General features: G+C 76.4%; 20 protein-coding genes. 10 read left to right on the plus strand and 10 right to left on the minus strand.

Annotation, left to right across the window (positions count from 1 at the left end):
• Positions 1-31: 31 nt before the first annotated feature.
• Positions 32-1,465, plus strand: a complete 1,434-nt coding sequence (locus ACYQBY_RS05450) for a 3' terminal RNA ribose 2'-O-methyltransferase Hen1 (RefSeq protein ID WP_459642806.1) — start codon at positions 32-34, stop codon at positions 1,463-1,465.
• The gene (locus tag ACYQBY_RS05455; RefSeq protein WP_459642807.1) at positions 1,462-4,032 is read left to right on the plus strand and encodes a polynucleotide kinase-phosphatase; all 2,571 of its coding nucleotides are present in this window, start codon (positions 1,462-1,464) and stop codon (positions 4,030-4,032) included. The genes ACYQBY_RS05450 and ACYQBY_RS05455 overlap by 4 nt, the downstream gene beginning before the upstream one ends.
• 261 nt (positions 4,033-4,293) lie before the next feature.
• Here the strand turns inward: ACYQBY_RS05455 and ACYQBY_RS05460 are convergent, their stop codons facing one another.
• Positions 4,294-6,279, minus strand: a complete 1,986-nt coding sequence (locus ACYQBY_RS05460; protein ID WP_459642808.1) for an anthranilate synthase family protein — start codon at positions 6,277-6,279, stop codon at positions 4,294-4,296.
• Positions 6,280-6,698: 419 nt separating this feature from the next.
• Here ACYQBY_RS05460 and ACYQBY_RS05465 point away from each other — a divergent pair, with 419 nt between their 5' ends.
• On the plus strand, positions 6,699-8,105 hold the full coding sequence (locus tag ACYQBY_RS05465; RefSeq protein WP_459642809.1) for a glucose-6-phosphate dehydrogenase: 1,407 nt from the start codon (positions 6,699-6,701) through the stop codon (positions 8,103-8,105).
• Between the two features lie 336 nt (positions 8,106-8,441).
• Here the strand turns inward: ACYQBY_RS05465 and ACYQBY_RS05470 are convergent, their stop codons facing one another.
• From ACYQBY_RS05470 to hisN, 3 genes are all read right to left on the minus strand, one after another.
• Entirely contained in the window at positions 8,442-9,122 is a 681-nt protein-coding gene (locus ACYQBY_RS05470; protein ID WP_459642810.1) for a PQ-loop domain-containing transporter, read from the minus strand.
• Between the two features lie 86 nt (positions 9,123-9,208).
• Positions 9,209-9,988, minus strand: coding sequence for a CPBP family intramembrane glutamic endopeptidase (locus ACYQBY_RS05475; protein ID WP_459642811.1), 780 nt, complete (start codon positions 9,986-9,988; stop codon positions 9,209-9,211).
• 38 nt (positions 9,989-10,026) lie between these two features.
• A complete protein-coding gene (hisN, locus tag ACYQBY_RS05480; RefSeq protein WP_459642812.1) occupies positions 10,027-10,845 on the minus strand; it encodes a histidinol-phosphatase in 819 nt (272 codons plus the stop codon).
• Between the two features lie 119 nt (positions 10,846-10,964).
• Here hisN and ACYQBY_RS05485 point away from each other — a divergent pair, with 119 nt between their 5' ends.
• Positions 10,965-11,591: a vitamin K epoxide reductase family protein gene (locus ACYQBY_RS05485; protein WP_459642813.1), complete on the plus strand. Its 627-nt coding sequence runs from the start codon at positions 10,965-10,967 to the stop codon at positions 11,589-11,591.
• A gap of 51 nt (positions 11,592-11,642) precedes the next feature.
• On the opposite strand, the gene ACYQBY_RS05490 is transcribed toward ACYQBY_RS05485, so the two are convergent.
• From ACYQBY_RS05490 to ACYQBY_RS05505, 4 genes are all read right to left on the minus strand, one after another.
• Entirely contained in the window at positions 11,643-12,161 is a 519-nt protein-coding gene (locus ACYQBY_RS05490) for an SRPBCC family protein (protein ID WP_459642814.1), read from the minus strand.
• A gap of 96 nt (positions 12,162-12,257) precedes the next feature.
• On the minus strand, positions 12,258-13,337 hold the full coding sequence (rsgA, locus tag ACYQBY_RS05495) for a ribosome small subunit-dependent GTPase A (RefSeq protein WP_459642815.1): 1,080 nt from the start codon (positions 13,335-13,337) through the stop codon (positions 12,258-12,260).
• Between the two features lie 14 nt (positions 13,338-13,351).
• Complete coding sequence (aroA, locus tag ACYQBY_RS05500; protein ID WP_459642816.1) at positions 13,352-14,686, minus strand: 3-phosphoshikimate 1-carboxyvinyltransferase; 1,335 nt, start codon at positions 14,684-14,686, stop codon at positions 13,352-13,354.
• Positions 14,687-14,798: 112 nt separating this feature from the next.
• Complete coding sequence (locus ACYQBY_RS05505; protein ID WP_459642817.1) at positions 14,799-15,329, minus strand: DoxX family protein; 531 nt, start codon at positions 15,327-15,329, stop codon at positions 14,799-14,801.
• Between the two features lie 88 nt (positions 15,330-15,417).
• Between ACYQBY_RS05505 and ACYQBY_RS05510 the strand changes: the two genes are divergently transcribed.
• From ACYQBY_RS05510 to rsrA, 3 genes are all read left to right on the plus strand, one after another.
• Positions 15,418-16,239 (plus strand): SOS response-associated peptidase, encoded by an 822-nt coding sequence (locus ACYQBY_RS05510; RefSeq protein ID WP_459642818.1) that lies wholly within the window; start codon positions 15,418-15,420, stop codon positions 16,237-16,239.
• Between the two features lie 92 nt (positions 16,240-16,331).
• On the plus strand, positions 16,332-17,093 hold the full coding sequence (locus ACYQBY_RS05515; RefSeq protein WP_459643121.1) for a sigma-70 family RNA polymerase sigma factor: 762 nt from the start codon (positions 16,332-16,334) through the stop codon (positions 17,091-17,093).
• Positions 17,090-17,383, plus strand: coding sequence for a mycothiol system anti-sigma-R factor (gene rsrA, locus ACYQBY_RS05520; protein WP_459642819.1), 294 nt, complete (start codon positions 17,090-17,092; stop codon positions 17,381-17,383). Before ACYQBY_RS05515 ends, rsrA begins: the two co-directional genes overlap by 4 nt.
• Positions 17,384-17,485: 102 nt before the next feature.
• Here the strand turns inward: rsrA and ACYQBY_RS05525 are convergent, their stop codons facing one another.
• The gene (locus ACYQBY_RS05525) at positions 17,486-17,560 is read right to left on the minus strand and encodes a 50S ribosomal protein bL37 (RefSeq protein WP_371863679.1); all 75 of its coding nucleotides are present in this window, start codon (positions 17,558-17,560) and stop codon (positions 17,486-17,488) included.
• Between the two features lie 158 nt (positions 17,561-17,718).
• Here ACYQBY_RS05525 and ACYQBY_RS05530 point away from each other — a divergent pair, with 158 nt between their 5' ends.
• The gene (locus ACYQBY_RS05530) at positions 17,719-18,819 is read left to right on the plus strand and encodes a type IV pilus twitching motility protein PilT (protein WP_459642820.1); all 1,101 of its coding nucleotides are present in this window, start codon (positions 17,719-17,721) and stop codon (positions 18,817-18,819) included.
• Between the two features lie 38 nt (positions 18,820-18,857).
• On the opposite strand, the gene ACYQBY_RS05535 is transcribed toward ACYQBY_RS05530, so the two are convergent.
• Positions 18,858-19,004, minus strand: coding sequence for a hypothetical protein (locus ACYQBY_RS05535; protein WP_459642821.1), 147 nt, complete (start codon positions 19,002-19,004; stop codon positions 18,858-18,860).
• 100 nt (positions 19,005-19,104) lie between these two features.
• Between ACYQBY_RS05535 and ACYQBY_RS05540 the strand changes: the two genes are divergently transcribed.
• Positions 19,105-20,124, plus strand: a complete 1,020-nt coding sequence (locus tag ACYQBY_RS05540; RefSeq protein WP_459642822.1) for a GlxA family transcriptional regulator — start codon at positions 19,105-19,107, stop codon at positions 20,122-20,124.
• Complete coding sequence (locus tag ACYQBY_RS05545) at positions 20,121-20,987, plus strand: YihY/virulence factor BrkB family protein (RefSeq protein WP_459642823.1); 867 nt, start codon at positions 20,121-20,123, stop codon at positions 20,985-20,987. The genes ACYQBY_RS05540 and ACYQBY_RS05545 overlap by 4 nt, the downstream gene beginning before the upstream one ends.
• Positions 20,988-21,006 lie beyond the last annotated feature (19 nt).

The following is a 21,006-nucleotide window of genomic DNA, read 5'->3' on the forward strand; positions in this document are numbered from 1 at the left end:
CCGCGGTGCCCCGGTGTGGTGGTGTGGGGCGGTGCTGCTCACCATCACCACCACGGGAACGGCGGGGTTCCTGGCGACCGACCTCGGGCACCTGCTGCACAAGCACCCCGACCGGCCGCAGTCCAGCGCGCTGGCCGCCGGCACCGCGCACGTCCTCTACCCCGAGGCGACGCCCGGGCGGTGCACCGCCGCGCTGCTGCTGGAGGTGGACCCCGTCGCGCTGGTGCGCGGGCCGAAGGCCGCACCGGAGGGTTTCGCGCTGGGCCGCTACGTCAACGACCGCCCCTACGCCGCCTCCAGCCTGCTGGCGGTGGCGCTGGCGTCGGTGTTCCGCACCGCCCTGGCCGGCCGCTGCGCGAGCCGCCCGGAACTGGCCGCCACCGCCCTGCCCCTGGAGCTGCGGGTCCCCGTGCTGCCCTGCCGCGGCGGCGCGGACCTCGCGCACCGGCTCTTCGCGCCGCTGGGCTGGCGCGTGGAGGCGGCGGAACTGCCGCTGGACGAGCAGGTCCCCGCGTGGGGGACCTCCCCGTACGTGGACCTGCGCCTGAGCGGCACGGTGCGCCTCGCCGACGCCCTGAGCCACCTGTACGTGCTGCTGCCCGTCCTCGACGACGCCAAGCACTACTGGGTGGGACCGGAGGAGGTCGACAAGCTGGTGCGCGCCGGTTCCGGCTGGCTGGCCGCGCACCCCGAACGCGAGCTCGTCACCGCCCGGTACCTCGCCCACCAGCGCTCCCTCGCCTCCTCGGCGCGCGGGCTCCTCACCGACGCCGACGACCCCGACGCGGCGGGGGAGGCCGCGGCGCTGGCGGCGGCGGGGGAGGCGGGACCGGCGACGACGCGGCCCTCCCTCGCCGTCGAGCGCCGCGCCGTGATCCTGGACCTCCTGCGGCGGGCCGGGGCGGCGCGCGTGGCCGACGTCGGCTGCGGGGAGGGCGCGCTGCTCGCCGAGCTCCTGGCCGACGAGCGGTTCACCGAGGTCGTCGGCGCCGACGTCTCCCCCCGCGCGCTGGAGGCCGCCGAGCGCCGGCTGCGACCGGAGCGGATGCCGGAGCGCACCCGCGCACGGCTGCGGCTGCTGCAGACGTCGCTGACGTACCGCGACGACCGGCTCGCCGGGTTCGACGCGCTCACCCTCGTGGAGGTCGTCGAGCACGTCGAGCCCGCGCGCCTGCCCGCGCTGGAGCGCGCCGTGTTCCGCTCCGCCGCACCGCGCACCGTCGTGGTCACCACGCCCAACGCCGAGCACAACGTCCGCTTCCCCTCCCTCGCCGCGGGCCGGTTCCGCCACCCCGACCACCGGTTCGAGTGGACCCGCGCGCAGTTCCGGAACTGGGCGGGCGCGGTGGCGGTGGCGCACGGCTACGAGGTCGGGTTCACCGGCGCCGGCCCCGACGACCCCGCGGTGGGCCCGCCCACCCAGGTCGCGGTGTTCACGAGGACCGGCGCGGGAGGTGCGGCGTGAGCGACCTGGAGATCCCCGCCCTCGCCCTGGTCGCGCTCGTGGGCGTCACCGGATCCGGCAAGTCCACGTTCGCGCGGGAGAGGTTCGGCCCGCACGAGGTGCTGTCCTCCGACGCGTTCCGCGCGATGGTGTCCGGCGACGAGAACGACCAGGCCGCCACCGCCGACGCCTTCGAGGTCCTGTTCGCCGTGGCCGCGAAACGGCTCGCGCGGGGGCTGCTCACCGTCGTCGACGCCACCCACGTGCAGCCCGACGCGCGGCGCAAGCTCGTCGCCCTGGCGCGGGAGCACGACGTGCTGCCCGTCGCCGTGGTCCTCGACGTCCCGCAGGGGGTGTGCGCCGAGCGCAACCGCGCCCGCCCCGACCGGCAGTTCGGTCCCGGGGTCCTGAAGCGCCAGTCCGACCAGCTCCGCCGCGGCCTGCGCGGCCTCGCCAGGGAGGGTTTCCGCGCCGTCCACGTGCTGCGCTCGCCGGAGGAGGTGGACGCCGCGCGGATCGTGCGCGTCCCGCTGTACACCGACCGCCGCGGCGAGCACGGCCCGTTCGACGTCATCGGCGACGTGCACGGCTGCCGCGAGGAGCTGCAGCTCCTGCTGGTGCGCCTGCGCTACGAGCTGCGCCGTGACGAGCGGGGTCGCGCCGTGGGCGCCTCGCACCCGGACGGCCGGCGCGCGGTGCTGCTCGGTGACCTCGTGGACCGCGGGCCCGACACCCCCGGTGTGCTGCGCCTCGTCATGGGGATGGCCGCCGACGGCGACGCCCTCGTGGTGCCGGGGAACCACGACGCGAAACTCCTGCGCGCCCTGCGGGGCAGCCGGGTGCAGGTGACCCACGGCCTGGCGGAGTCCCTGCACCAGCTCTCCCTGCAGGAGGAGGGTTTCCGGGCGCAGGTCGTGGAGTTCCTCGACGGCCTCGTCTCGCACCTGGTGCTGGACGACGGGAACCTCGTCGTCTGCCACGCCGGGCTGCCCGAGCGCTACCACAACCGCTCCTCCCGCCGGGTGCGGGAGTTCTGCCTGTACGGGCAGACGACGGGGGAGACCGACGAGTTCGGCCTGCCCGTGCGCCACCCGTGGGCGGAGGAGTACCGGGGCGCCGCGACGGTCCTGTACGGGCACGTCCCGACCCCGCGGGTGGAGGAGGTGAACCGCACGACGTGCCTGGACACCGGGGCGGTGTTCGGCGGCCACCTCACCGCGCTGCGCTGGCCCGAGCGCGAGCTCGTCGACGTGCCCGCCGCCGCGGTGCACTACGAGCCGGTGCGGCCGTTCCCCGTGGCCGGGCAGGACGCGGCCGCCCCCGCCGTCCGCGACCCCGACGTGCTGCAGCTGTCCGACGTCACCGGCCGGCGGGTCGTGGAGACCCGCCTGCACGGCCGCATCACCGTGCGGGAGGAGAACGCCGCCGCGGCCCTGGAGGTCGTCAGCCGCTACGCCGTCGACCCGCGCGTCCTGCTGTACCTGCCGCCGACGATGAGCCCCGTCGCCACCTCGACCTCCCCCGGGCTGCTGGAGCACCCCGAGCAGGCGTTCGGCGCGTACCGGGCCGACGGGGTGCGGCAGGTGCTGTGCGAGGAGAAGCACATGGGCTCGCGCGCCGTGGTGCTGGTGTGCCGCGACGCGGAGGCCGCCACCCGGTTCGGCCCCGCCGCCGCCCCGGCGCTGGGGCAGGTGTGGACCCGCACCGGCCGGGCGTTCCTGCCGCCGGACCTCACCGCCGCCCTGCTGGCCGAGGTGCGCGCCGCCTGCACCGCGGCGGGGCTGTTCGAGGAGCTGCCCGACGGCTCCGGGACGGGTTGGCTGCTGCTGGACGCGGAGCTGCTGCCGTGGAACGCCAAGGCGCAGCAGCTGCTGCGCGAGCAGTACGCCGCCACGGGGGCCGCCGCCTCCCACGCCCTCGGCGCGGCGGGAGCGGTGCTGGAACAGGCCGCCGCACGCGGGCTCGACGTGGCGGACCTGCTGGGCCGCACCCGCTCGCGAGCGGCGAACGCGGAGGCGTTCCGGGCGGCGTACCGGCGCTACTGCTGGCCCACCGACGGCCTGGACGGGGTGCGGCTCGCGCCGTTCCAGGTGCTCGCCGCCGAGGGCGCCACGTTCGCCGAGCGCCCCCACGCCTGGCACCTCGACGTGGCCGACCGGCTCGTGGCCGCCGCCCCGGGCCGGTTCACCGCCACCCGGCGCCTCGCCGTGGACGTCGCCGACCCGGGGTCCGTCGCGGCCGGGGTCCGCTGGTGGGAGGAGCTCACCGCCGCCGGCGGGGAGGGGATGGTCGTCAAGCCCGCCGCGAACCTCGTGCGCGGGCCGAAGGGCCTGGTGCAGCCGGGGCTGAAGGTCCGCGGCCGGGACTACCTGCGGCTGATCTACGGCCCCGACCACACCGAGCCGGGCAACCTGGAGCGCCTGCGGGAGCGCAACCTCGGCCGCAAGCGGTCCCTCGCGGCGCGGGAGTACGCCCTGGGCCTGGAGGCGCTGGAGCGGGCCGCGGCGGGAGAGCCGCTGTGGCGGGTCCACGAGTGCGTGTTCGCGGTGCTCGCGCTGGAGTCGGAGCCCGTCGACCCGCGGCTGTGAGGGGTGGCGCTCTCCCTTCCCCGCGCCCCTGTCTTCCCCGCCCATCTCCGGGTTCCGGCGCCCGGGAAGCCCTCTCCGAGCGCCCGAACCCGGAGATGGGCGGGCGGGAGCCGGCCCCGGCGCGCCGAAACCCGGAGATGGGCGGGCGGGAGCCGGCCCTGGGGCGCCCGAACCCGGAGATGGGCGGGCGGGAGCCGGCCCCGGCGCGCCGAAACCCGGAGATGGGCGGGCGGGCCGGGCAGGAGCGGAGGGGGCCCCGGCTCAGCCCTGCAGCAGCAGCGGCTCCACCACCGAGCGCAGCACCCCCGGCCCGTCCAGCGTCAGCACCGACTCCGGGTGGAACTGCACGCCCGCGAACCCCGGCCCGCGCAGCGCCAGCAGCTCCTCGCCCGGGGCCCGGCACACCTCCACGCCCTGCGCGGCGAGCTCGGCGACCCGGGCGTCGTCGGCCCGCGCCGTGTAGGAGTTGTAGAACCCGACGGTGGCGGAGCGGCCGAACACCTCGACCTCCAGCTGGGCGCCCTGGAACGGGGAGTCCTTGCGCCGCAGCGGCAGCCCGAGGGAGCGGGAGATCATCTGGTGCCCCAGGCACACCCCGAGCACCGGGTTGCCGCCGGCGCGCGCGGAGTCCGTCAGCGCCGCGGCGAGGTCCTGCAGCCGCCTCAGGCGCGGGTCGGTGGAGTCCTCCGGGTCGCCCGGGCCGGGACCGAGCACCACGAGGCCGCGGTGCCCGGCGAGCGCCGCGTCGAGACCGGGGTCGTCGTAGCGCAGCACCCGGGACGGCAGGCCACCGGCGGTGAGGACGTGCGCGAGCATCGCGGTGAAGGTGTCCTCCGCGTCGACGACGAGCACGTCCCCGAGGACCTCCCCGGGCTCCTGCGCCTGCGCGTCCAGCCAGAACGGGGCGAGGCGGTCGCGGCGGGAGGCCAGCAGCGTCGCCACGCGCGGGTCCGCGACGAGCGGGACGCGCCGGGCGGGCGGCGCCCCGGCGGGCCCGCCGGTGGGCGCGGGCGGCAGGGCGCCGAGCGCGCGCAGGACCCCGGCGGCCTTGGCGTGGGTCTCGGCGACCTCGCCGGCGGGCTCGGAGCCGCGCACGAGGGTCGCGCCCACCGAGACGCGGACCCGCCCGTCGTCGGACACGTCGGCGGTGCGGATGAGGATGGGGGAGTCCAGGGTCTGCCCGCCGTCGGCGTCGCGGCCGAGCAGGGCCAGCGCCCCGGCGTAGTAGGCCCGCCCGGACGGCTCGTAGCGGCGGATCACCCGGCACGCGCTCTGCAGGGGGCTGCCGGTGACGGTGGCGGCGAACATGGTCTGCCGCAGCACCTCCCGCGCGTCCAGGGTGCTGCGCCCGCGCAGCTCGAACTCGGTGTGCGCCAGGTGCGCCATCTCCCGCAGGTACGGGCCGTGCACGGTGCCGCCGAGGTCGCCGACGGAGCACATCATCTTCAGCTCCTCGTCGACCACCATGAACAGCTCCTCGACCTCCTTGGGGTCGGTGAGGAACTCCACGATGCCGTCGGCGTCCGGGCCGGTCGCCGGGTACCGGTAGGTGCCGGAGATGGGGTTCATGACGACCTCGCCGCGCGCCATCCGCACGTGCACCTCGGGGCTGGCGCCGACGAGGGTGCGGCCGGCGGGCCCGTCGGCCCCGGCGGGCACGTGCACGACGAACGTCCAGTACGCACCGGTCTCGGCGACGAGGAGGCGGCGGAACAGGCTCAGGGCGGTGCGGGGGGTGAAGGAGTTGATCCGGGCGTCCACGTCGCGGCGGATGACGAAGTTGGCGCCGGTGCCCTCGGCGATCTCCTCGGCGAGGATGCGGCGGACCACGTCGGCGTACTCGTCGTCGCTCAGGTCGGGGGCGACGTCGCGCAGGTCCACGTCGTCGTCGGGCAGGGCGGAGAGCACGTCGTCGAGGTCGTGCAGCTCCAGCGCCCCGGTGACCTGCAGGACCCGCAGGGGGGTGCCGTCGTCGTGGACCTCGAAGCCGCGCTCGGCGAGCTGGCGGAACGGCACCAGGGCCAGGGCGTCGCGCCGCGGCCCGTCCTGCGGTGCGCCGCCGGGCAGGGGGACGTCGGCGAGCCGGTCCACGGTGGTGACCGGTCCCGTGAGCACCTCCACGGGGCCGGGGGAGCCGGTGGCGGGATCGAGCCGGCGCAGCAGCGCGAAGGGCCCGGCGCCCTCGCGCAGCAGTCCTGCGATCACGGATCGGGCGTCCGGTGCGGCGTCGGGTGTGGGGGTGCTCATCGGTCCTCCTCGGCGGGGCGGGTCGGCGGGAGCCGGTCGGCGAGGGGAGCCGGGAGGCGCCACCTCGCGGCGGCCTCCCTCGGTGCGTGGGGAGTCAGGCGGCCGCCGGAGTCGCCCACCACCACGCACGGCCGAGCGCGCCACCGGCGACGGTGACGGCAGCGGCGGGCGCGGTGCTCACGTCCGCACCCTAGCGCCTGGCCGGGTGTCGCGGCGGGGGCGGCGCGGGTGCGGGGAGGGGAGGGCCCCGCCCCGGGCGCGCCGGGCCGTCGGGGGCGCGATGATGGGAGCGCTCCCGGTCGGGAGCGCGCCGGGACGGCCCGGGCGGGCCCGCGGGAGGCCCCGCCGGGGGCGGTCGCGGCGGGAGCGACGACGAGACGAGCGCGCGGCCGGACGGGCGCGGCGGGACAAGGTGGGTTGTGAGCCAGAACGTGCAGGATGCCCGGCCGACGGTGTTCGTGATGTACGGCTCGACGGGCGACCTCGCCCGCCGCCTCGTGCTCCCGGCGTTCTTCGAGCTGGCGCGCCGCGGCCTGCTGCCGCAGCGGTGGCGCCTCGTGGGCACCTCCCGCGGGGACCGGGACGACGCCTGGTTCCGCGACCACGTGCGCGGGGCGCTGGAGGAGTTCGGCCCGCAGCCGGCGGACGGCCCCTGGGACGACTTCGCCGGGCGGCTGTCCTACGCCGGGGGCGGTTTCTCCGCCGAGGACGCGGGCCTGCTGCCGCAGCGGATCGCCGAGGCGCGCGAGGAGCTCGGCGGGGACGTGCAGCTCGTGCACTACCTGGCCGTGCCGCCGGGGGCGTTCCTCGGGCTGACGAGGGCCATCGACACCCACGGCCTGGCCGAGGGCTGCCGCATCGTCTACGAGAAGCCGTACGGCACCGACCTGGACACCTTCGAGGAGCTCGACGCGGAGGTGCAGCGGGTCTTCGCCGACGAGCAGGTCTTCCGCATCGACCACTTCCTCGCCTTCGAGACCGTCCGCAACATGATGGCCGCCCGCCTGGGCAACCCCCTCGTGGGCGCGATCTGGTCCGCCGAGCACGTGGAGGAGGTGCAGATCGACATCGCCGAGACCCTCGACGTGGCCCAGCGCGCCGACTTCTACGACGCGACCGGCGCCTTTCTCGACATGATCGTCACGCACCTGTTCCAGCTCGCGGCGACGGTGGCGATGGAGGTGCCCCGGGACCTCTCGCCCGGTGAGCTGCGCGGCGCCCGCGACGCCGCGATCGCGCACTTCCGCGAGATCGACCCCGCCGAGGTGGTGCTCGGGCAGTTCGAGGGCTACCGCGACATCGAGGGCGTGGCGGAGGGCTCCACGACGGACACGCTGGCCGCGGTGCGGCTGTGGGTGGACTCCGAGCGCTGGCGGGGCGTGCCGTTCCTGCTGCGCAGCGGCAAGAGGATGGCCGCCGACGAGCAGCGCATCACCCTGGTGCTGCGCCGGCCGGAGGGCCCGCTGCTGGAGCTGCTGCCGCAGGAGCCGAGCGCGCTGAGCTTCTCCCTGCTGGAGGGCGGGCGCATCGAGATGCGGATCGTGCTGAAGAAGCAGGGCGTCGGCCGGGAGTTCACCACCGGGACCGCCGCGATCGCGCTGGACGAGCTGCCCGGCGCGGAGGCCCCGCCCTACGCCAAGCTCATCCACGACGTCCTGGCCGGGGACCAGTCGTTCTTCACCGGCGTGGCGGGCCTGCGCGACGCGTGGCGGGCGATCGAGCGCTTCCAGCGGGACCGGCCCGAGGTGCTGCCGTACGCGCCGGGCACCTGGGGCCCGGACGCGGTGGAGGCCCTCGCCGAGCCGCGCCAGTGGTTCCTGCGCTGACGCGCTGACCGCCCCGGACCGGGTGCCCACCCGGGTGCGCCCGTGGGTGGGTGCGCCCGTGGGTGGGTGCGCCACGTGGGTGGGTGCGCCACGTGGATGGGTGCGCCACGTGGACGGGGACGTTCTGCACGCGACACGCGGGCGTGTCGCGGTGGAACGTCCCCACCCACGGGCGGCCGGCGCTGAACGGGGACGTCCTGCCCCCGACACGCGGGCGTGTCGGGGCATAACGTCCCCGCCAGAGGAGGCCCCGTCAGAGGAGGCTCCGTCAGAGGAGGCTCCGTCAGAGGAGGCCCCGTCAGAGGAGGCTCCGCCAGGGGAGGCCCCGCCCGGGGTTCAGGCGGCCAGCGCCAGCACCGGGCGCACCAGGACCCGCCCGGGCGCACCCCAGCGACCGGCGTGCAGGGCGAGCACCACCCGGCGCGGCGGGCACCGGCGGGAGAGCACGAACGCGGACAGGACCGCGCTGATCGCGGAGCAGGCGATGACCGAGCCCTGGCCCAGGGCCAGGCCGTAGACCGTCCAGAGCACCGCGGCGACGGTGGCCAGCAGGTACGTGCCGGGCGAGAGCGCCGCCAGCGAGCCGCCGCGCAGCACCACCCCGATCTGCGGGGCCATCTTGACCAGCGACACCACCGTGGCGGCGATCCCGACGCCCTGCACACCGGCGAGGAACCACACCCCCGCCAGGGCGAGGGCCCACGCCGCGGTGAGCACCTGCCCGTGCGCCTGGCGCAGGCCCGTGCGCCGGTAGACCAGCGCGGCGGTCAGCACGGCGCCCAGCAGGCCCGGCACGTTGCCGACGAGCTGGGCGGGGTCCAGCAGCAGCACGCCGTACGTCAGCCACGAGCCGGCGGCGAGCACGCCGAGGAGGCTGGAGGCGGGGGACAGGCCCTCCGCGCGGGGGTCGCGCAGGAGGCGGGCGACCTGCGGGACGGAGGTGAGGACGCCGAGGGTGGCGGCGGTCAGGCCGACGGTGTGGACGAGGGTCTCGGGGGTCAGGGCGGCGACGGGCACGTGCCTGTCCATCGGGCAGTTGCCCGGGGACACCTGACCCCTGACCCCGTGAGAGGGATCTCACACTTCCCGCAGGGTCCCGCGGCTCAGGACGGCAGCCAGTCCACCCTGCCCGCCAGCAGCGCGAAACCCACGAACGCGCCGACGTCGATCGCGGTGTGCGCGACCACCAGCGGCATGCAGCGTCCCCAGCGCTGGTACAGCCAGCCGAACACGAACCCCATGAGGACGTTGCCGAGGAAACCGCCCGCGCCCTGGTACAGGTGGTAGGAGCCGCGCAGCAGGGCGCTCACCACGAGGGCGCGGCCGCGGCCGACCCCGAGCTGGGCGAGGCGGTGCAGGAGGAAACCCGCGACCAGCACCTCCTCCAGGATCCCGTTCTGCGCCGCCGCCAGGACCTGCACCGGCACCGCCCACCACACCTCCGGCAGCGCGGACGCCACGACGGTGCGGTTGATGCCGAGGGCCACGGTGGCCAGGTAGAACACCAGCCCGGTGGAGCCGATCGCCGCCGCCAGGGCCAGACCGCGACCCAGGTCCCCCGCGGGCCGGCTGCGGTCGAAGCCGATGTGCCGCAACGACTCCCCGCTGCGGGCCAGCAGGTACGCGACCAGCACGACCGGCGCCAGGCCCACCGCGACGGAGACGAGCTGGTGGGCCAGGTCCAGCCACGGCCGGTCCGGCGCCCAGGAACCCAGCACCGTCGCCCGCTGCGCCGACATCGGCTCCGGGGCGGTGACGGCCCCCACGTACGTGACGAGCGCGCGCACCCCGCGGGCGCCGAGGGACACGGCGAGGACGGCGACGACCTCCCAGACCAGCAGCCGCCGGTCCAGCCCGGCGGGCAGGGGCGCGGGGACCTTCACGGGCGGGTCCTCACGGGCACGTCCTCACGACCGGGCGCTCACTGCGAGGCCGCCCCGTCCGTGCCCAGGTAGCGCAGCACCTCGGTGTGCAGGTGGCCGTTCGTGGCCACCGCGTTCCCGCCGCCGCAGCCGTCCACCCCGTCGCGGGAGGTGAAACGCCCCCCGGCCTCGGTGACGATCGGCACGAGGGCGGCCATGTCGTACAGCGCCAGCTCCGGCTCGGCGGCCACGTCCACCGCGCCCTCCGCCAGGAGCATGTAGGAGAAGAAGTCCCCGTAGGCGCGGGTGCGCCACACCCGCCGCGACAGGGAGAGGAACTGCTCCAGCCGCCCCGCGTCCTCCCAGCCGGTCAGCGAGGAGTACGAGAACGAGGCGTCCGAGAGGGTCCGCACGCCCGAGACGGACAGCCGCGTGGCCGAGGCCAGGCTGCGCCCGCTCCAGGCCCCGGAGCCGGTCGCGGCCCACCAGCGCCGTCCCAGCGCCGGGGCGGAGACCACCCCGAGGACCGGCTCGCCGTCGTCCAGCAGCGCCAGGAGCGTCGCCCACACCGGCACACCGCGCACGAAGTTCTTCGTGCCGTCGATGGGGTCGACCACCCACTGCCGCTGCCCGTGCCCGACGAGGCCGAACTCCTCCCCGAGCACCGCGTCGCGCGGGCGGGTGCGCTTCAGCGTGGCGCGCACCAGCTCCTCGGCGGCCCGGTCGGCGTCCGTGACGGGGGTCAGGTCCGGTTTGGTCTCCACGTGCAGGTCCCGCGCGCGGAAGCGGTCCGTCGTCAGCCCGTCCACCGAGTCGGCGACGACGTGGGCCAGGCGCAGGTCGTCGTCGTAGCGGGGGCGGTCCGCGGCAGGGGGCACGGGCGGGACGCTACCGGCCGCCCCCGCCGGTGCCGCCGCGCCCCGCCGCGCGGCTCCCAGACGGCGTCCAGGATCGCGCGCGACGATGGGACGACCGGCACGACGGGGGGAGGAGCACCGTGGGCACCGTGGGCACGGGTGGGGAACGGCTGTCGGCGCTACCCGTGACGCCCCGGCGCCTCGGGCTGCTGCTGGGCGCGGGCGGCGCGCTGGGGCTGCTGGCCGCCTTCGTGCTCACGGTCGAGCGCTTCCGCCTGCTGCTGGACCCGGACTACGTGCCCTCGTGCAGCCTGAACCCCGTGCTGGCGTGCGGGTCGGTGATGACGCAGCCGCAGGCGGCGGTCCTGGGTTTCCCCAACCCCCTGATCGGCATCGCCGCGTTCGCCGTCACCACCACCCTGGGGGTGCTGCTGCTGGCCGGGGTGGTCCTGCCGCGCTGGGTGCGGGTGGGGTTCTGGGCGGGCACCGCCGCGGCCGCCGCGTTCGTGGGGTGGCTGGTCGTGCAGAGCGTGTACGTGATCGGCGCGCTGTGCCCGTACTGCATGGTGGTGTGGGCGGTGGTGGTGCCGCTGTTCTGGACGGCCACCGCGGACGTGCTGGACACCCCGCGCCTGCCGCGGGCGCTGCACCCGCTCGCGCGGGCGCTGGTGGAGTACCGGCTGCTGCTGGTGCTGCTGACGTACGCGGCCGTGGCCGCGCTGGTGGGCGTGGAGTTCTGGGCGTACTGGCGGACCCTGCTGCCCTGAGGTGCCGGACCGGCCCGGGGGACGGTCCCGGCGGGGGCGCGCTCCCGGGCGTCAGCCGGCCGGTGCGGACCCGCCCCGCCGCACGGCCGGCAGGCCGCGGGCGCGCCGGAGCAGGCGCACCCACGCCGACCAGCGGGCCGGGCGCGCGGGGAGGCGCCCGGTGGCGGCGGACTCGGCGTTGTCGAACAGGTCGTGCACCAGTGCCTCGTGCAGCCAGCGGACGACCAGCGGCCACAGCAGGAGCATGCGGCCGCGGCAGCGGCCGGCGAGGGTGTGGACGAGGCGGCAGCGGTCGGGTCCCTCGGCGGTGACGAGGAGCTCGTGGTGCCCGGTCAGCCCCCGCCGCGGGTCGAAGGCGAAACGGATGCGCCGGCCCGGCTCGTGCTCCACCACGCTGTACCGGATGGGGCCGTGCCCGCCGCGGGAGCCGGGGGCCAGGCCGGCGTCGAGCCGCAGGCGGGGCCACGCCGGGCTGGGCCACAGGCGGTCGCGGGGGGTGGCCAGCTCCGCCAGGAGCTCCGCCAGCCGTTCCGCCGGTGCCTCGATCCGCCGTTCCTGGACGTTGAGCACCGGGACCTCCGGGTGGGCAGGGGGAGGGCGCCGCGCCCGCGCGCGCCAGCGCTGGCGCGGAACGTACCAGCCCGCCGGGACCCGCAGGCGCGGCGCTCAGTCGTCGCCCTGCGGGGAGCGGGCGCGCAGCAGCCGCCGCAGGGACTCCAGCCGCACCTGCCCGGCCGCCCCCGCCGCGCCGGAGGCCACCCACGCGTCCAGGCCGCACTCCTCCTCGTCGTGGGTGCAGCCGCGGGGGCACGCCCCGGCCCCCCGCTCCAGGTCCGGGAACGCCAGCAGCACCCGCTCGGGGCTCACGTGCGCCAGGCCGAAGGAGCGGATGCCGGGGGTGTCGACCACCCAGCCACCTCCGACCAGTGGCAGCGCCGCCGCGGAGCTGGAGGTGTGCCGGCCGCGGCCGGTGACGTCGTTGACCCGTCCCGTGGCCCGCCCGGCGCTCGGCACCAGGGCGTTGACCAGCGTGGACTTGCCCACGCCGGAGTGCCCGACGAGGACGCTGACCCGCCCCGCGAGGCGCTCGCGCAGCGCGTCCAGGCCCACCACCCGCGGCCCGTCCGCCGTCTGCTCCCGGTGGGTGCTCACCGCCTCCAGGCCGAGCGGGGCCCACGTGGAGAGGACCTCCTGCGGATCGCGCAGGTCCGCCTTCGTCAGGCACAGCAGCGGTGTCATGCCGGCGTCGTACGCCGCGACCAGGCACCGGTCCACCAGCCGCGCGCGCGGCTCGGGGTCGGCGACGGCCGCCACGACGACGAGCTGCTCCGCGCCCGCCACGACCACCCGCTCCACCGGGTCGGTGTCGTCGGCGGTGCGCCGCAGCACCGAGCGGCGCTCCTCGATCCGCACGATGCGCGCGAGGGTGTCGGGGCGCCCCGTCACGTCCCCCACCAGGGCCACCCGGTCCCCGACGGCCACCCCGGTGCGCCCCAGCTCCCGCGCCCGCATCGCCAGCACCCGCCGCCCCGGCCAGCCCTCCTCGGGTGGCAGCGCGCCGGCGGGGGCGTCGCCCTCGTCCAGCACCAGGACCGTGCAGCGGCCGCGGTCGACGGCCACCACGAACCCCGGCACGGCCGCGGTGTGCGCGGGGCGCTCCTTGGTGCGCGGGCGGGAGCCGCGCGGGTTGGGACGGACCCGCACGTCCTCCTCGTCGTAGCGGCGCGGGCGGCGCTCGGCAGGCACGGCGGGGGTGCTCCTCAGCCCCGCGCCGCCGGGTCCGCCGACCCGTCGAGCATCGCCCGCCACATCCCGGGGAAGTCCGGCAGGGTCTTGCGGGTGGTGGCGACGTCGACGACCTGCACCCCCGGCACCCGCAGCCCCAGGACTGCCGCGGCGGTGGCCATCCGGTGGTCGGCGTAGGTGCGGAACACCTCCCCGTGCAGGGCGCGCGGGCGCACCAGCAGGCCGTCCTCCGTCTCGCGCACGTCGCCGCCGAGCCGGTTCAGCTCCGCCGCCAGCGCCGCGAGGCGGTCGGTCTCGTGGCCGCGCAGGTGCCCGATGCCGCGCAGCTGCGAGGGGGAGTCGGCCAGGGCGGCCAGCGCGACCACGACGGGGGTGAGCTCCCCGGCCTCGCGCAGGTCCAGGTCCAGGCCGTACAGCTCGCCGGTGCCCTGCACGAGCAGGCCCTCGCGCTCCAGGGACACGTCGGCGCCCATCTGGTCCAGCACGTCGCGCAGCAGGTCACCGGCCTGCGTGGTGCTCTGCGGCCAGCCCGGCACACGCACCCGCCCGCCCGTGACGGCCGCCGCGGCCAGGAACGGCGCCGCGTTCGACAGGTCCGGCTCGACCTGCACGTCGAGGCCGTTGAGCTCGCCGTGCTCGACGTGCCAGGAGCCCTCGGTGGAGTCGTCCACGACGGCGCCGACGTCGCGCAGCACCTCCACCGTCATCTGCACGTGCGGCCTGCTGGGCAGCGGCCCGCCCTCGTGGCGCACCGTCAGGCCCTGCTCGCAGCGGGAGCCGACCAGCAGCAGCGCGGAGACGAACTGGCTGGAGCGGGAGGCGTCCAGCACCACGGTGCCGCCGCGCAGCCCGCCGGTGCCGTGCACGGTGAAGGGCAGGGTGCCGCGGCCGTCGTCGTCCACCCGCACCCCGAGGTCGCGCAGGGCGCCCACGAGGTCCGACATGGGGCGCTCGCGGGCCCGGGGGTCGCCGTCGAAGCGGACCGGGCCGGAGGCGAGCGCCGCCACCGGCGGCAGGAACCGCATGACGGTGCCGGCGAGGCCGCAGTCGACCTGCGAGCCGCCGCGCAGGCCGTCGGGACGCACGATCCAGTCGGCGTCGGCGTCCTCCACCGCCACACCGAGACTGCGCACCGCGGAGGCCATCAGCTCGGTGTCGCGCGAGCGCAGGGGATCCCGCAGCCGGGAGTCGCGCGCCGCCAGCGCCGCCACGACGAGGTAGCGGTTCGTCAGCGACTTCGAGCCGGGCACCGCCACGACGGCGTCGACGGGGCGCTCCGCCACGGGCGCCGGCCACAGCTCGCCGGCGGTGGGGGGGACGGCGGGTGAACTCGGGGTGGGTGAACTCACGGGCCCATCCTTCCAGCGTCCCGGCCCCCGCCCCGGCAGCGACCCCGCCGGGGCGCGCGCCGGGGCCCGCGGCAGGGCACGGCGCGGGACGCGGGGTCGGGCACGGCGGCGCTCAGGACATCCGCTCCACGGCGAGCTGCACGTCGCGGGTGCCGACCGCGGCGACGTGCCGGGCCTGGGCCCCGGCCAGGCGGGCGGCGCGGCGCGCGTCCTTCGCCAGGCGCCGCCCGCGCCACGTCACGCCCGGCTTGCCGTCGGTGTCCACCGCGGCGAGGACCGCGGCGCCGAGCAGCCCGGCGTGCTTGAGGAAGTCGCCCAGCTCGTCGGTGCGGCGCACCCCGTCCCGGGTGGCCCAGAAGGGGTGCGCGGCGTAGGTGGTGGGGGCCAGCGTGGCCGCCATGACGAGAGCGGAGACCCGCGGGAGGCGCCCGAGGGCGAACAGCGTCGCGGCGGAGGCCATCGCGACCCCGTTGAGGCGCACCAGCAGCTCGGCGTCCTGCGGCAGCCCGAGCGGGCCGGCCACGGCGTCGGTGACGGGCTCGGCCTGCGGCGCCAGCTCGGCGGCGCGGCGGACCTGGTCCACACCGCACTTGACGAAGTAGGCGGCGATGAGGGGACGGGCGAGTCGGCGCACCAGAGTCATGGCCCGTTGCCTACCGCATGCACGCGATCACCGCACCCGGGCCCCCGCCCGGTGCGCGATCGGCACCGGCGGTGGCAGGCTGTGCCGCGTGTGCGGGAGGTATGCCCTCAAGGCCGGTGCGGCCGACCTCGTCGAGGAGTTCGAGGTCGACGACGACGCGGTCGGCGGCGAGCCCGGGACCGACCGGGGCGCGCCGGGCCTCAACGTCGCCCCGACGACCTCCCCGCCCGTCGTCCTGGAGCGGGTGCCGAAGGACGACCCGGACGCGCCGCCCGTGCGCTCGCTGCGCGCCCTGCGCTGGGGCCTGGTGCCGAGCTGGTCCAAGGACGCCTCCGGTGCCGCGCGGATGATCAACGCCCGGGTGGAGACGCTGCTGGAGAAGCCCTCGTTCGCCAAGGCCGCGCTGGCCCGACGCTGCCTGGTGCCCGTGGACGCCTGGTACGAGTGGCAGCGCAGCCCGGTGGCGCGCACGGAGACGGGCAAGCCGCGCACCCAGCCGTTCGCGGTGCACGCGCGGGACGGCTCGCGCCTGTCGCTGGCGGGGATCTACGAGTTCTGGCGCGACCGCGCCAAGGCCGACGACGACCCCGGGCGCTGGCTCGTCACCTTCGCCGTGGTCACCACCGAGGCCGAGCCGGGCCTGGACCGCCTGCACGAGCGGATGCCGCTGGTCGTGCCCGCGGACCTGCGCGACGCCTGGCTGGACCCCTCCCACGACCAGCCGGAGGAGATCCGCGAGCTGATCGCGGCCGTGCCGCGCGACCTGTTCGACACCGTCCTGGACGCCCACCCGGTGCCGCGCCGGGTGGGGGACGTGCGGGTGCGCGACGCCGGGCTGCTCGACGCCGCGCCCGAGGCCGAGCTCGAGGGCGTGGTGGACCTGCGCACGGGTGAGGTCCTCGGCGGCTGAGCCCCGGCGCGGGGCCGTGCGGGCTCCGGTGTGTGCACGGGCTGTGCACGGGCCGTCGGAATGGTGTGCCGGTGGCCGGTGTTCAGGCGGACATGCAGCTGTTGCGCGACGCGCGGACCGCGTCCCGGCACGGCGCCCGGTTCTCCCGGTGCGCGCCGACACGGCCCCGCTCCCGGGCTCTCCCCACCGGCCCCGCCACCGCCCCGTCCGGCGGCAGGGGCGGCGAGCGACTACCCTCGGGGGTGATGACAGAGCAGACCTCCCGGGCGCCGGAGGCGGAGAGCGCCGAAGAGCGCGCGGCCCGCTTCGAGCGCGATGCGCTGCCCTTCCTGGACCAGCTGTACTCGGCGGCGCTGCGCATGACCCGCAACCCCGCGGACGCCGAGGACCTCGTGCAGGACGCCTTCGCCAAGGCGTACGCCGCGTTCCACCAGTACGCGCCGGGCACCAACCTCAAGGCGTGGCTGTACCGGATCCTGACGAACACGTACATCAACACCTACCGCAAGAAGCAGCGCGAGCCCCAGCAGTCGCACAGCGACGAGATCGAGGACTGGCAGCTCGCCCGTGCGGAGTCCCACACCTCCTCCGGCCTGCGCTCGGCGGAGACCGAGGCGCTGGACCACCTGCCCGACTCCGACGTGAAGAGCGCGCTGCAGCAGATCCCCGACGAGTTCCGGATGGCGGTCTACCTCGCGGACGTCGAGGGTTTCGCCTACAAGGAGATCGCGGAGATCATGGGCACGCCGATCGGGACCGTCATGTCGCGCCTGCACCGCGGCCGGCGCCAGCTGCGGGACCTGCTCTCCGACTACGCCCGGGACCGCGGCATGGTGGCCGGGGGCACGTCGTGAGCGGCGGGTTCACCCCCGACCCGGGTGCCGCGATCCCCGGGGTGAAGCACGTCTGCCACGAAGTGCTGGACCGGACGTTCGAGTACATCGACGGCGAGCTGGACACCTTGGACTGCGAGCGCATCCGGCAGCACCTGCTGGACTGCCCGCCCTGCATGCACGAGTACACCCGCAGCGAGCACCTCAAGGCGCTCGTGCGGCGCAGCTGCGGCTGCGACTCCGCCCCGGTGGAGCTGCGCCAGAAGGTCCTCATGCGCATCACCGAGGTCCGCGCCACCTTCGGCCCCTGAGCGGGCACGCGAGGTCCGGCCGCTGAGCGGGCGGGCGACGACGGCAGGGCCCGGCAGCCGAGGCTGCCGGGCCCTGCCGCGTGTGCCCGCGGGGACGGGCTCTCAGGCGTTGGGGCGGTTGCCGTGGTTGGCGGCGTTGCCCTTGCGCGAACGGCGCTTGCGGCCTCGCTTGCTCATGCGCGGGTGCTCCTTCCTGCGTGCGGTACCTGTGCTTGGCCCATCGTCCCACGCCCGGCGGGCGCGGGTGCCCGCCCCGCCCCCGGTGCGAACCATCTGCGACGCGGGAGGCGGTGCGCACCGTCAAGGCGCGGGCGGGAGCTGCCGATCCTGCGGGGGTGACCCTCCTCGACACCGGCGCGGCCGTCAGCATCCAGCCGTACCTGCAGGCCATGGTCCAGCTCCGCGGCTCGGACCTGCACCTGAAGGCGGGCTCCCCGCCGCGCATCCGCATCGACGGGAAGCTGCGGGCGCTGCAGGCGCCGACCCTGACGGCGGCCGACACCGAGGCGATGGTCGCCGAGGTCATGCGCGCGGACCTGCGCGAGGAGTTCGCGCGGACGAACGAGGCGGACTTCGCGTACAGCCCGCCGGAGGGTGGCCGCTTCCGCGTCAACGCGTTCCGCCAGCGCGGTTCCTGCGCGATGGTGCTGCGCCGCGTGGCCGTCGGGGCGGTGGGGCTCGACGACCTCGGCGTGCCGGACGTGCTGCGGTCCCTGTCGCTGGAGGCGCGCGGCCTGCTGCTGGTCACCGGGCCCACCGGCTCGGGCAAGACGACGACGCTGGCGGGCATGATCGATCACATCAACTCCACCAGGGAGTGCCACATCGTGACGATCGAGGACCCCATCGAGGTCCTCCACAAGGACAAGCTCTCGATGATCAACCAGCGCGAGGTCCGGCTGGACACCAGGGACTTCACCACCGCGCTGCGCGCGGCGATGCGCCAGGACCCCGACGTCATCCTCGTCGGTGAGATGCGTGACCAGGAGACGGTCAAGGCGGCGCTGTCGGCGTCGGAGACGGGTCACTTCGTGATGTCGACGCTGCACACCATCGACGCGGCGGAGACGATCTCCCGCATCATCGACTTCTTCCCCCCGCACGAGCAGAAGCAGGTGCGACTGGCCCTGGCCGGCTCGCTCAAGGGCATCGTCTGCCAGCGCCTGGTGCCGCGCGCGGACGGTCAGGGGCGGTGCGTGGTCATGGAGATCTGCGTGAACACCGGCCGGGTGGCCGAGGCGATCGTGGACCCGGACAAGACCCACGACATCACCGACCTCATCGCCCAGGGCGGCTACTACGGGATGCAGACCTTCGACCAGCACCTGGTGACCCTGGTGCGCGACGGGGTCGTGGCGCTGGACGACGCGCTGCACGCGGCCACCAGCCCGCAGGACCTGCAGGTGGAGCTGCGCCGCGTCGGCCTCATCGTCTGAGGCCCGTCGGTCCGGGCCGCTCCGCCGGCGTCCGCCGCTCAGCGGCCGGGCCCTGGTGACCCCGGGTAGGACTCGTTCCAGACACCCGGGTCGTCCCAGCCGCCGGCGCGGCGGGAGTCGGCCCCGAAGAGCAGGGTGGCGGGGGTCAGCAGCAGGAGGAAGACCAGCAGCAGCAGCACGTCCATGCACACAGCGTCACCGGAACGGGCCGGCGTCACGAGTGGCAGGATCGCCATCCTGCGTCGGGATCCTGCCAACTGGGGCGGAGCCTGGCAGACTGCCGCCATGACCCCGCTGCGCGACGTCGTCGTCGTCGTCGACGACGGCGTCTCCCCGTTCGAGCTGGCCGTGCCCTGCGAGGTGTTCGGCATCGACCGCAGCGCCCAGGGCGTCCCGCGGTTCGACTTCGCGGTGTGCTCGGTGCGCCCCGGCCCCCTGCGCACCAAGGCGGGGTTCACCGTCGTCGCCGACCACGGCCTGGAGCGGCTCGCCACCGCCGACCTCGTCATCCTGGCGCCCAGCCGCGACGACGGCGCCGACCCCGGCCGCTGCAGCCTCGGCCCCGACACCACGCCCGCCCTCGCCGGCGCCCTGCGGGCCGCCGTCGAGCGCGGCGCCACCGTCGCCAGCCTCTGCGCCGCCTCCTTCGCCCTGGCCCGCACCGGGCTCCTCGACGGCCGGCGGGCCACCACCCACTGGATGTACACCGACCGCCTCGCCCGGGAGTTCCCCGCCGTCGAGGTCGTCCCCGACGTCCTCTACGTCCAGGACGGCCCGCTGGCCACCAGCGCCGGCACCGCCGCCGCCGTCGACCTGTGCCTGCACCTGCTGCGCTGCGCCCACGGCACCGCCGTGGCCAACGCCGTCGCCCGGCGCATGGTCGTCCCCCCGCACCGCGACGGCGGGCAGGCGCAGTACGTCCAGGTCCCCGTGCGCCCCTGCACCGACGACAGCCTCCAGCAGGCCCTGGAGTGGGCGCGGACCCACCTCGCCGACGACATCGACGTGACCGGCTGGGCGCGCCAGGCGCTCATGGCTCCCCGCACCTTCGCGCGCCGCTTCCGCGACGAGACGGGTCTGTCCCCGCACCGCTGGCTGCTGGAGCAGCGGGTCTCCCTGGCGCGGCTGCTGCTGGAGGAGGGCGACGAGAACGTCGACGAGGTCGCCCGCCGCTGCGGCTTCGGCTCGGCGGCCATGATGCGCCAGCACTTCACCCGCCTGACCGGCACCACCCCCACCGCCTACCGGCGCACCTTCCGCGGCGCCGTCGCCCGGGGACCCGAGCGCCTCGTCCAGCCCGCGTGAGCCCTCCCGGCGCCCAGCGGGCCCGCGCGCCGCGGTGGCCCGCCGCGGCGCGCGCCCTCCTCGACCGGGTGCGCCGCCGCACCCGCTCGCACGACATGGCCCTGCTCACCGCGGGGGTCACCTTCTACGCGGCGACGGCGCTCGTGCCCTCCCTCGTCGTCGTGGTGCGGCTGCTCACCGCCGTCGTCGGCCCCGAGCGCGTGCAGGCCCTCGGGGCGGCCGTCGCCGCGGCCCTGCCCGACGCGCAGGGCGCCGGGGGGGTGCTCTCCGCGTTCCTGGACTCCACCGCCACCGCGTCGTGGGTCGCGGTCGCCGTCGCGCTGCTGCCCGCCACCGTCTACGGCGAGGGGCTGCGGCGGGGTTTCGCGCGGGTGGGCTCCACCGCCCCCGAGGGACTGCCGCCGCTGCCGGGCAGGGCCGGTGCGTGGCGGGTGCGCCTGACGGCCCTGCCGCTGCTCCTGCTGGCCCCCGCCGGGCTCCTCGCCGTGCTCGCGCTCGGGCCGTTCCTCGCGGACCGCTTCGCCACCGGGGACCTCGGCGACGGCGCCCTCGCGGTCTGGGCCGCCCTCACCGTGGACTGGCTCGTCGTCTCCCCGGCCCTGGCCTACCTGTACCGGGTGCTCGGCCCGGCGCGCCCCTCGTGGCGCTCCACGCTCCTCGCCGCCTACGGCACGGGCGCGTTCTTCTCCGGGTTCGTCCAGGGGTTCGTGGTGTTCCTCGCCATCCCCGTCGACCTCGGCGCACCGTTCGGCGGGTTCACCGAGGTCGGCGCGGCGGTCGCCGTCTGCCTGTGGCTGTGGCTGTTCACCGTGCTCACCGTGTACGGCTACGTCCTGGCCCTGGTGCTCGACGAGCGCGGCTGACCCGGCGGGCGCGGCCGCC

It is taken from the genome of Kineococcus anabasis, from assembly GCF_054590795.1.

Coding starts and splice junctions, on each gene's coding strand:
- ACYQBY_RS05505 (WP_459642817.1), bottom strand. CDS start 15,329: ATGACTCTGGTGCGCCGACTCGCCCGTCCCCTCATCGCCGCCTACTTC.
- ACYQBY_RS05460 (WP_459642808.1), bottom strand. CDS start 6,279: ATGAGCACCCCCACACCCGACGCCGCACCGGACGCCCGATCCGTGATC.
- ACYQBY_RS05540 (WP_459642822.1), top strand. CDS start 19,105: ATGACCCCGCTGCGCGACGTCGTCGTCGTCGTCGACGACGGCGTCTCC.
- ACYQBY_RS05535 (WP_459642821.1), bottom strand. CDS start 19,004: ATGGACGTGCTGCTGCTGCTGGTCTTCCTCCTGCTGCTGACCCCCGCC.
- ACYQBY_RS05515 (WP_459643121.1), top strand. CDS start 16,332: ATGCAGCTGTTGCGCGACGCGCGGACCGCGTCCCGGCACGGCGCCCGG.